Below are 13,895 nucleotides of genomic sequence, written 5' to 3' on the forward strand. Positions count from 1 at the left end.
GACCGCGTCCGCGACGTTCCGCCAAGACGGCGCCGGACGATCGCTGCAGAACCGCCGAGTGGACCGCCGTGACGCGGTCGTGATCGAACACGGCGCTGCCGCGCGTCCGCCGAGCCGATCAGGGCAACACCGGCAGGCTGCCGGCAACGTCCACCGCCTCCTGCCAAAAAGCCCGATGCTGCGCGACGCTGCGCCGGCGATCGATCGGCACCTCCAGCAGCGTCGCGCCGCCGCGCTGCAGCGCGCGCCGCAGAGCGGCGGCGAACCCGCGGAGCGACGTGCAACGCTCGCCGGAAACACCGAAGGCAGCCGCTGCGGCGACGAGATCGACCGCTTGCGGCGTCAGCCAGGCGCGCTCGAATTCGGGCAGCGTCGCCATCGGCAGGTACTCGAAGATGCCGCCACCGCCATTGTTGATGACGACGACGACGATGTCGCGGCCGCCGGCGGCGGCCAGCGCGGTCAGGTCGTGCTGCAGCGTCAGATCGCCGAGCAGCGCGACGCACGGGCCCGTGCTGGCGACGCCGAGGGCGGTCGACAGGTTGCCGTCGATGCCGCTGACGCCGCGATTGCCGAAGAACCGCAGCGCTCGCTCGCCACTGCCCGAAAACGCGTCGAGATCGCGGATCGGCAGCGAATTGCCGCAGAAGACGCGATGACCGGTGGGCAACTCATCGAGCAGCGCCGGAATCAACGCACCCTCGAAATCTTCCCGCGAACGCCAGTCGGCAGCGAGCGCTGCGACACGCCGCTCGGCCTGCGCGAACATCTCGCGCCAACGCGGCGCTGCCGGCCGCAGCGGCGTCGCCAGCCAATCCTCGCAGACCGCCAGTGGATCGCCCTGGATCACTGTAGCCGCGCAGTGCAGCGGGTCGCGCCAGCGGCTGTCGGCGCCAAGGACGATGTGCCGTGCCGTCCTGTTGGCGTGCAGCCAGTCCTGCAGCGTCCGCGTGACGGGAAAGCTGCCGCAGCGCAGCAGCCATTCGGGTCGCCTGTCGGCGAGTGCCGATGGTGGGCGCAGGAAGGCGTCGTAGCGGACGCAGATCCGGCTGCGATCGTGGCCACCGAAACGCAGGTTGGACAGCGGTTCGGCGAACAGCGGACAATCGAGCTGCCGCGCCAGCGCGCTCACGGCTGCGGCGAAACCTGGCGGGTAGTCGTCGCCGCCACAGAGGATGACCCCTGGCCGGCCGCTGATCGCCGCCCCGCAGTCCGCCACCAGTTGCCGGTCCGGCAGCAGGCGTGGCCGGCCGACCGGCACCACCGCCTGGCCGCCGCCGCTGACGCCGGCGGGCAGAGCACCGACCGGCAGCAGTGGCTCACGAAAAGCGAGATTGAGCTGCACCGGGCCGGGCAAAGGCGAGCAGCATTCAGCCAGCGCGCGCCGCGCCAGACTGCGCAGGTAGTCGACCGCGAAGTCGGGAGCCGGCAGCCCGGGCGAATGACAGGCGCGCAGGTGGGCGCCGAACAGCCGCTGCTGATCGATCGTCTGGTTGGCGCCCCAGCCGACGAGTTCCGGCGGCCGGTCGGCAGACAGCAGCAGCAGCGGGACGGCGGCGAGGTCGGCCTCGACGACTGCCGGCAACCAGTTGGCCACTGCCGAACCCGATGTCGCGAGCAGCGCCACCGGCCGCCGGCCGGCCTTGGCGATCCCGAGCGCGAGGAAGGCGGCGCTGCGTTCGTCGACCACGACCTGGCTGGTGATCGCCGGCTGCCGCAGGAAGACCAGCGCCAGTGGGCTCGAGCGCGAACCGGGCGAGAGGACGAGGTCGCGCAGACCGGCCGCGCACAGGCCATCGACCAGCGCCTGCGCGTAGCGCAGGTTGAGCACGCCATTCTCCGGCGGCTTCGTCACGCGCTCGCCGCCCGTTCGGCAAGCGGCCGGCGGCGGCGAGCCTGCCGCAAGGCGTCGGCGATAACCGCCAGCTTGACCTCGGTCTCGGCCAACTCCTGCGCCGGATCGGAACCGGCAACGATGCCGGCGCCGGCAAAGATCTCGGCCTGCCGGCCGTTGATCCGCGCACAGCGCAGTGCGACGACGCTGTCGCCTTCACCGGCTCGATCCAGCCAGCCGATACCGCCGCTGTACCAGGCGCCGCGCCGTTCGCCGTGCGACTGCAGCCAGCGGCTGGCGGCGGCGACCGGCCAGCCGCCGACGGCCGGCGTCGGATGCAGTGCGGCGAGCAGCTCGAAGAAAGCCACTCCCGGCTGCAGGCAGCCGTGCACCGTCGTCCGCAGATGCTGCAGTCCGCCGGACTGCAGCACCTCTGCCGCCTGCGGCGCCGCCAGGGTGCTGCAGAAGGGCGACAGCGCAGCGCGCACGGCGTCGACGACGAACTGCTGCTCGCGCCGGTTCTTGGCATCGTGCAAGGATGGCGACGCGGCCCAGCCAAGGTCACCCGCCTGCCACGCGCTGCCGGCCAGCGCATCGACCTGCACCGCGCCCCGCCGCAGGACCAGCAGGCGCTCCGGAGTGGCGCCGACGAAAGCCTCGCCGGCGCGGGCGACGCCATAGATGGTGCACCCGGGATGCCGGTCGCGCAGCGTCGCGAGCAACGCTGCCACATCGATCGCGCAATCAGTGGTGCAGCGCTGGCTGCGCGCCAGCACAAGCTTCTCCAGCTGCCCACCATGGATCGCGCGCAGCGCGGCGGCGACGCGCGCCATGAAGGACTGCCGGGCGAGCGGTCCGACCGTCTCCGGCAGTGGCGGCGCCAGCGAACGAGGCGGCTGGCAGGCGTTGCCCCGCAATCCGTCGAGCCAGCCCGCCAGGGCCGTCTCGCCAGCGGCCGCAACGCAACTGAAGGTTGCCGTGCGCCGCCCGCCGGCGCTCTGCAGGAGGATCGCCGGCACCACCAGTTGCGCGTTCGGCCAGCCGTCAGCGCTCTCGCCGGTGAAGGCGAAGCCGAGATACGCCAGCGGGCTGCGGCCGCTCCGCTGCGCGTCGTCGTGCCGCCAGACCGCCCGCAGCCCGGCGAAGGCGGCCTGCAGGGCGGAGAAGCGCGCCGCGCCGGCGCTCCGGAAGTCGATCGCGCGGCCCATTGCCAGGCGGTACTCGCGGCCACCCGAGGTAGCCGGCGCAGCCCACCAGTGGCAGGCCGGCCGCGTCAGGTCGACGCCGGGCCAGGCGCCTTCCTCGACCCCGAGCCAGTCGTCGTCGCCGCCACCAAGGTCGAGGCTGATGCTCAGCAGGTCGTTGCCGCGTGCGCCGTCCAACAGGGCACGCAGGCGGCGTCCGAGCAAGGCGATCTGCGTCGCGTCGAGCAGCTGGCGTGGCGTCATGCAGCTTCCGCGGCCAGGCGACGCAGGACGGCCCGTTCGAGCTTGCCCATGCCGTTGCGCGGCAGGTATTCGACGCAGCGGAATCGCCGCGGCCTCCTGCTGGCCGGCAGATGCCGCCGCGACCAGTCACGCAGCAGTTCGATGTCGGCGTGACCGACCACCAGCGCCAGCAGCGAATCGCCCCATTCCGCGTCGGCGATCGCCGTCACCGCGACGTCACGCACCCCAGGACACGCGGCCAGGCAATCCTCGACTTCGGCCGGGTGGACATTGACGCCACCGCTGACCAGGAGGTCGTCGGCACGGCCGCGGATACTCAGGCGGCCGGCGGCATCGATGTCACCGAGGTCGCCGGTGATCAGCCAGCCGTCGATCAGGCCGAGGCCCGGGCGCCGCTCCGGATTGAGGTAACCCGCCATCACCTGCGCGCCGCGCAGGCAGATGCGGCCGTCGGCGGCGATGCGCGCGCTGAGCCCGGGCAGCGGCTCGCCGACCAGCCCGGGCCACCATTCCTCGTACGGGCTGAGCAGCGTCGCCGCCTGCGCCGCACTCTCGCTGAGACCCCAGCTCGGACGGATCGGCCAGCCAGCCGCCAGCGCCCGCTCGCAGAGTGGCCGCGACAGCGCACCGCCGCCGATGAGCGCATGTCGCAGGCTGGCCGGGGGGGGTCGGCCGCCGGCAACGTCGAGCAGACGCGCCAGCATCACCGGCACCAGCGAGATGTGGCTGACCGCCTGTTCATTGAGGTCACGCCAGATTTCCGGCGCCGAGAAGCTGCCGTGCAGCAGCAGCGTGGCGCCGGCACGCAGACAACGGTAGAGCAGCGAGATGCCGCCGATGTGGTGCAGCGGCAGGCAGCCGAGCCAGACGTCACCGGCCGCCAGCGGCAAGCGCTGCTGCGACGCGGCGACCGCGGCGGCAAGATTGCCGGCGGTCAGCATCACCGCCTTCGGCTCGCCTTCACTGCCGCTGCTGGCGATGACCAGTGCCAGGTCGTCGGGGTCGTCGGGACCGACGGCGGGCGCCGGCGCTCCCCGATCCAGCGGCCAGTCGCCGGAGCGTGTGCGCAGGCAGTGCAATCGCCCGCCGGCCAGCTCCTGCAGGCGTGGCCAAGCGCCAGGGGCGGTCAGCGGATCGAGTGGCAACAGCGCCGTCCCCGCCGCCGAACAGGCCACGGCAGCCAGCGCCAGGTCGAGCGCACCGGCCGCACAGCCGACGATCCCGCCGGCAGCGACGTCAGCGCTGCGCAGGCAGGCGGCGCCCCGTTCGGCCAGAACCAGAAGCTCCCGGTATGTCCATTCGCCGGTCGCCGCGCGCAGGGCGCAGGCGTCTGGTCGTCCGCAGGCACCCGCACGCAGCCAGGAGGCGAGCAGACTCATTTCCGGCTGGCGCTGTACTTGTTCATGCCGCTCATCTTAAGCAGCGTGCGCTGCCCGCGGCTTTGCTGCTGATCAAGAAACGAGCGCTGCCACGCTCCTGCCCGGCCGTCTAGCCGCCGACCCGGATATCGATCGGTGTCGCCGGTTCGCCTCCCGGCGGTGTCCTGGGAACCGGCTGGCCCTCGAAGTAGAGCCCGATCTGGCGCTCGCGGCGCAACTTCAGGCCGCGCTGCTCCTTGCCGCCGACGAGAGTCCAGCGCCGCAGCTCGGCAGGGACGCGCTCATGCTCGCCGGCATTGATCAGCTTCAGCAGCGTCGAGTTCTGCAGCTTCATCGCGCCCACGTTGTAGGTGAAGTCGCAGAGCGCGGCGTATTGCCCGTCGCTGAGGGGGGTCTTCACCAGGCTCATCACCGCCCGCTGCGCGCGCCGCAGGTTTTCGGCCAACATCGCCTCCGCCTGCGCCTCGCTGATGCCGCGGCGCAGCGCCTCTGGCTCGGCGCCGGAGCACGCCGCCTGCCGCACCACGTGCCCGTAGCCGATGCTGCAGTGGTTGTCGGCGTTGGTATAGAGGCGTGGCACGAAACCTTCCGACAGCCGCGTCAGCCGCTGGCCCTTCTCCGGAATGCGCCGCAGCCAGGCCCCCTTGGGCAGCGCCAGGTCGGTCTCGCCTTCGAGCAGCAGGCCCGGCGACAGTCGCTCGGCGGGCGACGGCGAACCCGTCGCCAGCGCCAGGCTCGCTGCGTCGCAGGTGCCAGCGGGCGCGCACACCAGCAGATAGGAGACTCCGCCCTGCAACGGTGCCGTCCGCGGCAGTCCAGTGAAGCTCCGCGCCGCCAGCTTCTCGAGCTGCGTACGGGCAGCCGGCAGCAGGCGCGCGAACGCGTCGTCCGCCGCTGGCTGTCCGTCGGGCCCGCTGCCACTCGGCTGCAGGTCGAGTGGCTCCTGACTGAGAAAGGCGGCCAGCAGCGTCACCCCGGCAGGCTTCGCCAACAGTTCCGGAGACTGCGGCGGTTCGCCGGGGATGCGGAAGGTTCCTGCAGCCACTCGGTTGTCGGTCTGCTGCCGATTCGGAAAGATCAGCGTCGCGACATCGTCCGGGCCGACGCTGACGAGGTTCAGATGGCCGGCGCGCGGCACATCGATACTCAGCGTCACCGGCTCGCCTTCGCGATAGGTCGCCCTGCCCAACCTCACTGCCAGCCCACCGGCAAGGTTGGCAGCATCCTCGATGCTGCGACGGAACGGCTGCCGCGGTACCGACGCTGCTGCAGCGGCCGCAGGCTCAGCCGCCGCCACCGCTGCAACCGGCGGCGATTCCTGCGCCAGAGCGGCGTCCGCGGACAGCATCAGAAAGGCACCGATGACGCCGCTTAGTGCCTCCCGGCCAACAACTGATCTCATTCTTACCCCCCTTTGCAGGCATGCAGTTCGCGCGCACCGGCGCAAGTATAGCGACACTGGCGCCGTGTGCGAACGTTATGCCCTCGCGACCGCCTCGCTCGCGCTGGCGACCGTCGCCAGCGCGACAGCGACCGCACGCGACAACGGGGACAGCGGACCCCGTTCCGGCGGTGTGACCGGATTTGTAGCATAATCGCGCGCACACCCCGGACCTGAGGCCTGCTTGATCCACTTCGTCCCCCCACAGCGCTACGACTCGATGAAGGCAACGGGCAAGTTGCCTTCACCCAAGGGTGTCGCCTTCTCGATCATCAAGTTGCTGCAACGTGACGATTTTCGCGTCCCCGATCTGGTGCAACTGGTGCAGTCCGACCCGGCGATCGCCGGCCGCCTGCTGAAGTTCGCCAACGCCGCGGCCTTCGGCCGCACGCGACCGATCGTCTCGCTGCAGCGGGCGATCGTTGCCCTCGGTGCGTTCCGCGTGCGTGAACTGGTGATCAGCCTGTCGGTGATGCATACGCACAGCAGCGGACAGTGTTCGGCCTTCGACTATGGGGCCTTCTGGGGACACTCGCTGGCAACCGCCATCGCCTGCCAGGAACTCGCCCAGTTTGCCCAGATCTCGAGCGAAGAGCTATTCACCATCGGTTTGCTGGCGCGCGTCGGCGAGTTGGCGATGGCTTCGCTCTACCCGGAAGAATACGCCGTCATTCTGCTCAAGGCGAAAGAAGGCGGCGCCAGTCTGGCGACCCTCGAACGCGATTGCCTGGAGATGGACCACCAGCAATTGGGCGCGACGATGCTCGCCGAATGGGGTCTACCGGACTTGCTGATCCAGGCCGCCTACCATCACGAACAGCCGGACCTCGCAGGCTTTCGCGACGGCTCACGGGCGCAGACGCTGACCCACTCGCTGCACTTTGCGCGGGCGCTGGCCGAAGTCTGCATGGCCGAAGAGGATGCGCGCTGGAGCCTGCTGCCCGGCCTCCTGACGCGCGCTGCGCGGCTCGGCATCAGCGGTGACGCACTGAACGACATGGCTGACCGGACGGTCCGCCGCTGGCGCGAGTGGGGCGCCATGCTGCAGGTGCGCACGCACGAGATGCCCCCTTTCGCCGAGATCCTCGCGGCCAGCCCCCCCAGCCGGCGGGTCAGCCCGGCCACCCAGGAACCGGACGGCGGGCTCAGCGCGCCGCGCCTGCACGTGCAACTGGTCGGCATCCCGGTGGCGGAACTGCCGACGCTGATGCAGCAGATCGAAAGCCTCGGCCACCAGCCGGTGCTCGTCGACAGCCACATCGACGACCTCAAGCAGGTCCTCCGCGAGCCAGCCCAGATCGTCATTGCCGACATGGCCATGCCCGGACTGAAACCTGCGCTATTCTGCCGCATCCTGCGCCAGACGCCGGCGGGCAAGGAGAGCTACGCACTGCTGCTCGCCTCGCCGGGCAGTGAAGCGCACGTCCTCGAGGCCATCGACGCCGGTGCCGACGACGTCCTCGTCAAGCCGGTGGGTATCCATACGCTGCGCGTCCGCCTCAACACGGCGACGCGCATGCTGCTGCTGCGCGAAGAGATCCAGCGTGAGCGGCGCGGCATCATGCGCTCGACCGACGAATTCGCCGTCACCCACCGCCGCCTCCTGCGGGACGCGCTGACCGACGCCCTGACGCAGCTTCCGAACCGCCGCCACGGCCTCGACTATCTCGCCTCGGAGTGGGTATTCGCCCACTCCAACGGGCTGCCGATGGCCTGCCTGCTGCTCGACATCGACCACTTCAAGCGCATCAACGACGGCTACGGCCATGCCGCCGGTGATGCCGTCCTGCGGCAGCTCGCCGACCTGCTGAAGCGCGCCTCGCGGGTCGAGGACCTGGTCTTCCGCTACGGTGGTGAAGAGTTTGCAGCCGTCCTGCCGAATGCCAGCGTCCGCGCTGCGGCGCAGATCGCCGAGCGCATCCGCAGCCTGGTCGAGAAGTACGCCTTCATCTGGGAGCAGCAGGCGATTCCCGTCACCCTCAGCATCGGCGTTGCCAACCTCTCGAGCGGCCTCAAGGACAGCCAGGCGCTGATCGAGGCGGCGGATGCCGCGCTCTACGAAGCCAAGCGCAGCGGACGCAACCGAGTCGTCGTCGCCGCCTGACGAGATGTCCCGGCGAGTCCACCTGAAGTGCGCGCGCGACGCCACCGGTGACGCGCTGATCACCCGCGAAGCGACCGACGAGGTGCCGCCGGGTGACCGCCTGCTCGGCGAACTGCAGCTGCTGACTGCGATGCGTCCCTGCAGTTGCGGCGGCGCAGACCCCCCTGGGGCGCTGCCGCCCACCGAGGTCGCGACCCCGGCGACGACGGGCCGAGAGGGTGTGAATTGCCTGCGAACGGCAGAGCGGCAATGACGGCTGCCTCCTTCGACCGCAGCGAGCCGGGTGCAGGCAACGGCTTCCAGGCGGCAAGCGCACGCCTCATAGTCGCCAGCCATTCGCGGCTGTTGCACCGCGACGTCCTGCCCGACGGTCCAGCGGGCGATCTCGGGCGGCGGCTCTACGGCGCACCGTTCGTCGTCCTGGCCCACGATGCGGCACCCGATCCGATCTTCTTCTACGCCAACCTCGCCGCGCAGGAACTGTTCGCGATGTCGTGGCGGGAAATCGTCCGTCTGCCGTCGCGACTTTCGGCCGAACCGCTGGCGCGCGCGGAACGGCAGCGGCTGCTTGATCGCGTTGCCCGCGACGGTTTCATCGACGATTACGGCGGCGTTCGCATCGCGGCGAGCGGCGAGCGCTTCCGCATCTGCGGCGCGACGGTCTGGAATCTCGTCAGCGAAGCGGCGACGAGCGTCGGGCAGGCAGCGAGCTTTGCCACCTGGGAGCCCCTGCGCTGATCGCCGGCTGCCGCGGTGGGCGGCTCAGAACAGGATCACCGAACGGATGCTCTGGCCGGCGGCCATCAGCTCGAAGGCACGGTTGATGTCCGCCAGCCCCATGGTGTGGGTGATGAAGGTGTCGAGAGGAATTTCGCCCCGCTGGGCGCGCTCGACGTAAGCCGGCAGCTCGGAGCGGCCGCGCACCCCACCAAAGGCGGAGCCCCGCCAGACGCGTCCGGTCACCAGCTGGAAGGGCCGCGTCGAGATCTCCTCGCCGGCACCCGCGACACCGATGATCACCGACTCGCCCCAACCCTTGTGACAGCATTCGAGGGCGGCGCGCATGACCGAGACGTTGCCGATGCATTCGAACGAGTAGTCGACACCGCCGTCGCTCAGTTCGACGATCACTTCCTGGATCGGCCGCGCGTGATCGGCCGGGTCGATGCAATCGGTGGCGCCAAGCTGCCGGGCGATGGGAAACTTGGCCGGGTTGGTGTCGATGGCGATGATGCGCGCGGCACCGGCCATCACGGCGCCGATGACCACCGCCAGACCGATGCCGCCGAGGCCGAAGACGGCCACCGTCGCTCCCGGCTCGACCTTGGCGGTGTTGCGCACGGCGCCGATGCCGGTGGTGACGCCGCATCCGAGCAGGCAGACCTTTTCCAGCGGGGCCTCGCGGGCGATCTTCGCCAGCGAGATCTCCGGCAACACGGTGTACTCGGAGAAGGTGGACGTCCCCATATAGTGGAAGATCGTCTGCCCGTGCCGCGAAAAGCGGCTGCTGCCATCCGGCATCAGTCCCCGGCCCTGCGTCGCGCGGATCGCCTGACAGAGGTTCGTCTTGCCCGAACGGCAGAACTTGCACTGTCCGCATTCCGGCGTGTACAGGGGAATCACGTGGTCACCGACCGCCACCGAGCTGACGCCCGGGCCGATGGCCTCGACGATGCCGCCGCCCTCGTGACCGAGGATGCTCGGGAAGACGCCTTCCGGGTCGGCCCCGGAGAGCGTGAAGGCATCGGTGTGGCAGACGCCGGAGGCAACGATGCGCACCAGCACCTCGCCCTGCCGCGGCTCCTCGACATCCACCTCGGTAATCTCCAGCGGCTGCCCGGCAGCCCAGGCAACCGCAGCACGCGATTTGATCATCAGCAACCCTCCCTCCAGTTGGCGCCGCCGGCAGGCGGCAATCGGTCCCCGCTGCCGGACAGGCGCGCGCCGCGTCGCCGGCCGTCCACAGCAGCCGCGGCGCGGCCGTCAGTGCAGATCACCCGCCTTCACCCGCTGCAGACGGAACACTTCGATTCCCTCGTCGAGCAGTTCCTCATATTCGTCGACAGTGGCAACGCCCCGAATCGAACGCTCGGGCGCCTCGACATAATGAATCCGCCGCGCCTCCGCGGCGAACTCGTCGCCGACATCCTCGCACTGGGCAAGCAGCATCTCGGTCAGATGGCGAAGAGACGGTAGCGAACCCGCACCCCCGTCGACTGCCGGCGCGGCGACCGGTAGTGGACGGCGAGGCGAATCCGCTGGCGTGACGGAACGTCCGAGATGCACCGTCGACGGGACGCGCCGAATCTCGACCGAGCCACAATGCGGGCAACTGACGAGACCGGCTGCCAACTGGCGGTCGAAATCCTCGCGCGACTGGAACCAGCCCTCGAACTGGTGGTCGTGCCGGCATGCAAGGTCAAAGATGATCATCGGGACCCGGAGCGCGAAGCGCGCAGCAAGAGACGTGGACGTGGTACCCGGAGCCGGGGTCGAACCGGCAAGGCCGCAAGGCCGAGGGATTTTAAGTCCCTTGTGTCTACCAATTCCACCATCCGGGCGCCGCAGGCCATTATACCTGCCGGAAAATGGAAGAAGGGAAAGTGCCGGTGGCACTTTCCCTTCGTGATCTGGAGCGGGAAAAGAGTCTCGAACTCTCGACCTATACCTTGGCAAGGTATCGCTCTACCAACTGAGCTATTCCCGCGTACAAAGCCTGCCTGGACCCGGACAAGGCGCCTCGCCGACTACGGCGCCGCCTCTGCCGGGCAGGAGCGGCACGGATTATCCGCAGGCAAGCCAGCGCTGTCAAGCCCTCGACACCCCGAGCCGACCGGTCCGCCCTCATCGCCGAACCACCGCCGATGCACGCCTTGCCCTGACCAGCGGCGCCGGCAGCGGCACGCGGCAGGCGCAGCGACGACGGACCACGCGCGCCAGCCCGATGCGGGCCGCACCACCGGGAGCCGCGGCATGCAGATGCAAGACGGCGGGTGTTTGGGCATAATGCCGTTCCGGGGCAACCTGGCAGCCGTCAGCGGCCCTTGACGCCACCATCAGCGAATCGAAAGGAGAAGAACCGATGCCCTTGCCAAGTCCGCAGCGTGCTGCACGGGTCGCACTTGCCACCACTGCCGGCCTGCTGCTCGCCGGCTGCGCCCAGATGCAGATGGGCTCGCCCGACGCGAAGACCACCGCCACCGGTTCCGCCGCCGGCTCAACCACCGAAAACGCCAGCAGCCAGCTCGAGAAATGCGCCAGTTCGCTCGGCACGGTTGCCGTCTACGAGGACACGAACGCTCCCTGGTACGGCATCCTGACCGGGCAGATGAAACTGGGATCGACGAGCCCGGTGCTCAAGCTGCTGATCCAGCAATCGAACTGCTTCGTCGTCGTCGACCGCGGCCGGGCGATGAACAACATGATGCAGGAGCGCGCGCTCGAGCAGAGCGGCGAGCTGCGCCGGGGCTCGAAGTTCGGCAAGGGGCAGATGGTCTCGGCCGATTACACGATGAGCCCGACGATCACCTTCAGCAACAACAACGCCGGCGGCATGGGCGGTGGCCTGGGCGGCCTGGGCCGTGGCGCCGGAGTACTCGGTGCGGTCGTCGGCGCGGTGAATGTCAAGGAGGCGAGCACGCTGCTGACCCTGGTCGACAACCGCTCGGGCGTGCAACTGGCGGCAGCCGAGGGCAGTGCCCGCAACATGGATTTCGGTGCCATGGGGGCGCTTTTCGGCGGCGGCTTCGGTGCCGGCGGCGGTGGTTATACGAACACTGCCGAAGGCAAGGTGATCGTTGCCGCCTTCACCGATTCCTACAACAACCTGGTGCGCGCAGTGCGCAACTACAAGGCACAGGAAGTCAAGGGCGGTCTTGGTACCGGCGGCAACCTGGGCGTCCAGGGTGCCCAGGAAGCGCAGGGCGGCAAGGGCAAGAGAACGCGCTAGAAGCGGGAACGACGGCAGCGCTCCGGCCTCCGCAGATCGCGGCGGTAGCCTGAACGACCGGCCGGCCAGTCATGCCAGACGATGAGGCACGCCGCCGGACCGCATCCCGGCCGCGGCGACCGGTGACCGCCGCGCCCGTTGCCGACGACGCCGCCGCAGCGTGCCGGCTGTTCCTCGCCGTCTGGCCGACCGTCGCCGCAAGGGACGAACTCCTGCAGCGGCAACGACAATGGTCATGGTCGCCGGCAGCGGCAGCGATCGCCGGCGAGCGCCTGCACCTGACGCTGCACTTCCTCGGTTCGCTGCCACGGCAGCGACTGGCGGAGCTGAGCAGCGGCCTGCAGGTCGCCTTCGAGCCCTTCGAACTCGTCCTCGACCGCGCCGAGATCTGGCCGCACGGCCTGGTCGTGCTGCGGGCGGGATCACCGGCGGCTGCCCTGCAGGACTTGCACGGCAGGCTCGGCGACGCGCTGCGGTCGCTCGGTCTGATCCCCGAGAGACGCCGCTTTCGGCCGCACGTGACGCTGGCCCGCCGCGCCGCCGGCAGCATCCCCCCTGTCTCCGGCGCCGAGCTGCGCTGGCAGGTGAACAGCTACACCCTGGTCGAATCGCTGGCGGGCAGCGCTGGCGGCTACCTCGTCCACCAACGCTACGACTGCAGCCGCCGAGCTGCGCCGGGCGGCGATGACGCTTTGACGAACGGGGAAAGCCGGCACGATGCCGAGCTTTCGCCACCGCTGCGCAACGGCAGCGGCTGAAGGAGTCCCGATGTCGCACGGTCGCGCGGTCAGCCTGATGATACTGGTCACCCTGCTCTGGAGCATCGCCGGGGTCGTCGCACGCCACCTCGACAGCGCCCACAGCTTCGAGGTCACCTTCTGGCGCAGCCTGTTCAACGCCCTCGCCCTCGGCTGCGCGCTGAGCCTCCTGCGCGGACGGCGACTGTGGCGCAGCCTGATCGACGGCGGCTGGCCGCTCTGGTGCTCGGGTTTCTGCTGGGCGGTGATGTTCACCGCCTTCATGCTGGCGATCACCCTGACCAGCGTCGCCAATGTCCTCGTGGCGATGGCGATCGGGCCCCTGATCACCGCTCTCTTCGCCCGTCTCTTCCTGCAGCACCGGCTACCGGCGCGCACCTGGCTGGCGATTGCCGTCGCCGGCGCCGGCATCGCCTGGATGTTCGGCCAGGAAGCGGCGGCCGGCCTGTCGCTGACCGGCAGCATCGTCGCGCTGGCGGTGCCCGTTGCGGCGGCGCTCAATTTCACCACCCTGCAGCATGTCGGACATCGGCGCAGCGGCGCAGCGGCGGCGCTGCCGCAGGACATGCTGCCGGCGGTCTTCATCGGCGCCGCGCTTTCCGCCGCCTGCACCCTGCCACTCGCCCATCCGCTGCAGGCCACGCCGCATGATCTGGCGCTGCTGGCGCTGCTTGGCGTCGTCCAGCTGGCGATTCCCTGCCTGCTGGTGGTGCGCCTGTCGCGCGAACTGGCGGCACCCGAGATTGCCTTGCTCGGACTGCTCGAGGTCGTCTTCGGCGTCACCTGGGCCTGGCTCGGCGCCGGCGAGCAACCGGGCGGGAGTACGCTGACCGGTGGCGCACTGGTCCTCGCGGCGCTGGTCGGCAACGAGGTGCTGGCGTTGCGCAGCCCTGCCGGCAAGCTGCCGCCCGGCGACTCGCCAGCGACCCGGGGCGGCACGGCTGGAATTCGCTTCCCTGCTGCCGGCGATCGCCACCCGTAA

General features: G+C 70.0%; 12 protein-coding genes and 2 tRNA genes. 6 read left to right on the plus strand and 8 right to left on the minus strand.

What is annotated here, in order from left to right; translation table 11 throughout:
- Window positions 1–118 precede the first annotated feature (118 nt).
- The 4 genes from menD to V5B60_RS21660 form a co-directional block, all read right to left on the minus strand.
- Window positions 119–1,855, minus strand: a complete 1,737-nt coding sequence (menD, locus tag V5B60_RS21645) for a 2-succinyl-5-enolpyruvyl-6-hydroxy-3-cyclohexene-1-carboxylic-acid synthase (protein WP_332350182.1) — start codon at window positions 1,853–1,855, stop codon at window positions 119–121.
- Entirely contained in the window at window positions 1,852–3,282 is a 1,431-nt protein-coding gene (locus tag V5B60_RS21650; RefSeq protein ID WP_332350184.1) for an isochorismate synthase, read from the minus strand. The genes menD and V5B60_RS21650 overlap by 4 nt, the downstream gene beginning before the upstream one ends.
- Window positions 3,279–4,661, minus strand: a complete 1,383-nt coding sequence (locus tag V5B60_RS21655) for a class I adenylate-forming enzyme family protein (protein ID WP_332350186.1) — start codon at window positions 4,659–4,661, stop codon at window positions 3,279–3,281. Before V5B60_RS21655 ends, V5B60_RS21650 begins: the two co-directional genes overlap by 4 nt.
- Before the next feature lie 109 nt (window positions 4,662–4,770).
- Window positions 4,771–6,063 carry a glycoside hydrolase family protein gene (locus V5B60_RS21660; RefSeq protein WP_332350188.1) on the minus strand — a complete coding sequence of 431 codons (1,293 nt, stop codon included), beginning with the start codon at window positions 6,061–6,063 and terminating at the stop codon, window positions 4,771–4,773.
- A gap of 223 nt (window positions 6,064–6,286) precedes the next feature.
- Between V5B60_RS21660 and V5B60_RS21665 the strand changes: the two genes are divergently transcribed.
- From V5B60_RS21665 to V5B60_RS21675, 3 genes are read left to right on the plus strand one after another with little or no spacing between them, the layout of a single operon-like run.
- Window positions 6,287–8,206, plus strand: coding sequence for a sensor domain-containing diguanylate cyclase (locus tag V5B60_RS21665; RefSeq protein WP_332350190.1), 1,920 nt, complete (start codon window positions 6,287–6,289; stop codon window positions 8,204–8,206).
- Window positions 8,207–8,210: 4 nt separating this feature from the next.
- Entirely contained in the window at window positions 8,211–8,459 is a 249-nt protein-coding gene (locus V5B60_RS21670; RefSeq protein ID WP_332350192.1) for a hypothetical protein, read from the plus strand.
- Window positions 8,456–8,944, plus strand: coding sequence for an MEKHLA domain-containing protein (locus V5B60_RS21675; protein ID WP_332350194.1), 489 nt, complete (start codon window positions 8,456–8,458; stop codon window positions 8,942–8,944). The genes V5B60_RS21670 and V5B60_RS21675 overlap by 4 nt, the downstream gene beginning before the upstream one ends.
- A 24-nt stretch (window positions 8,945–8,968) precedes the next feature.
- Here the strand turns inward: V5B60_RS21675 and V5B60_RS21680 are convergent, their stop codons facing one another.
- From V5B60_RS21680 to V5B60_RS21695, 4 genes are all read right to left on the minus strand, one after another.
- A complete protein-coding gene (locus V5B60_RS21680) occupies window positions 8,969–10,081 on the minus strand; it encodes an S-(hydroxymethyl)glutathione dehydrogenase/class III alcohol dehydrogenase (protein ID WP_332350196.1) in 1,113 nt (370 codons plus the stop codon).
- A 108-nt stretch (window positions 10,082–10,189) separates the two neighbouring features.
- A complete protein-coding gene (locus V5B60_RS21685; RefSeq protein ID WP_332350198.1) occupies window positions 10,190–10,639 on the minus strand; it encodes a DUF1178 family protein in 450 nt (149 codons plus the stop codon).
- 41 nt (window positions 10,640–10,680) lie between these two features.
- A tRNA-Leu gene (locus tag V5B60_RS21690) sits at window positions 10,681–10,767 on the minus strand.
- A gap of 70 nt (window positions 10,768–10,837) precedes the next feature.
- Window positions 10,838–10,913 (minus strand) — tRNA-Gly (locus V5B60_RS21695).
- Window positions 10,914–11,288: 375 nt separating this feature from the next.
- Between V5B60_RS21695 and V5B60_RS21700 the strand changes: the two genes are divergently transcribed.
- The 3 genes from V5B60_RS21700 to V5B60_RS21710 all read left to right on the plus strand — a co-directional run bounded on the left by V5B60_RS21700 (window position 11,289) and on the right by V5B60_RS21710 (window position 13,895).
- Window positions 11,289–12,155: a CsgG/HfaB family protein gene (locus tag V5B60_RS21700; RefSeq protein WP_332350200.1), complete on the plus strand. Its 867-nt coding sequence runs from the start codon at window positions 11,289–11,291 to the stop codon at window positions 12,153–12,155.
- A 122-nt stretch (window positions 12,156–12,277) separates the two neighbouring features.
- The gene (thpR, locus tag V5B60_RS21705) at window positions 12,278–12,913 is read left to right on the plus strand and encodes an RNA 2',3'-cyclic phosphodiesterase (protein WP_332350202.1); all 636 of its coding nucleotides are present in this window, start codon (window positions 12,278–12,280) and stop codon (window positions 12,911–12,913) included.
- Window positions 12,914–12,923: 10 nt separating this feature from the next.
- Complete coding sequence (locus V5B60_RS21710; protein ID WP_332350204.1) at window positions 12,924–13,895, plus strand: DMT family transporter; 972 nt, start codon at window positions 12,924–12,926, stop codon at window positions 13,893–13,895.

This window comes from Accumulibacter sp. (assembly GCF_036625195.1).
Classification (GTDB): domain Bacteria; phylum Pseudomonadota; class Gammaproteobacteria; order Burkholderiales; family Rhodocyclaceae; genus Accumulibacter.

Bases quoted from the DNA above. Each gene is read 5' to 3' on its own strand.
- V5B60_RS21655 (WP_332350186.1), bottom strand. From the start codon at position 4,661: ATGAGTCTGCTCGCCTCCTGGCTGCGTGCGGGTGCCTGCGGACGACCA.
- V5B60_RS21650 (WP_332350184.1), bottom strand. From the start codon at position 3,282: ATGACGCCACGCCAGCTGCTCGACGCGACGCAGATCGCCTTGCTCGGA.
- V5B60_RS21670 (WP_332350192.1), top strand. From the start codon at position 8,211: ATGTCCCGGCGAGTCCACCTGAAGTGCGCGCGCGACGCCACCGGTGAC.
- V5B60_RS21680 (WP_332350196.1), bottom strand. From the start codon at position 10,081: ATGATCAAATCGCGTGCTGCGGTTGCCTGGGCTGCCGGGCAGCCGCTG.
- V5B60_RS21675 (WP_332350194.1), top strand. From the start codon at position 8,456: ATGACGGCTGCCTCCTTCGACCGCAGCGAGCCGGGTGCAGGCAACGGC.
- V5B60_RS21710 (WP_332350204.1), top strand. From the start codon at position 12,924: ATGTCGCACGGTCGCGCGGTCAGCCTGATGATACTGGTCACCCTGCTC.
- V5B60_RS21660 (WP_332350188.1), bottom strand. From the start codon at position 6,063: ATGAGATCAGTTGTTGGCCGGGAGGCACTAAGCGGCGTCATCGGTGCC.
- V5B60_RS21685 (WP_332350198.1), bottom strand. From the start codon at position 10,639: ATGATCATCTTTGACCTTGCATGCCGGCACGACCACCAGTTCGAGGGC.
- V5B60_RS21700 (WP_332350200.1), top strand. From the start codon at position 11,289: ATGCCCTTGCCAAGTCCGCAGCGTGCTGCACGGGTCGCACTTGCCACC.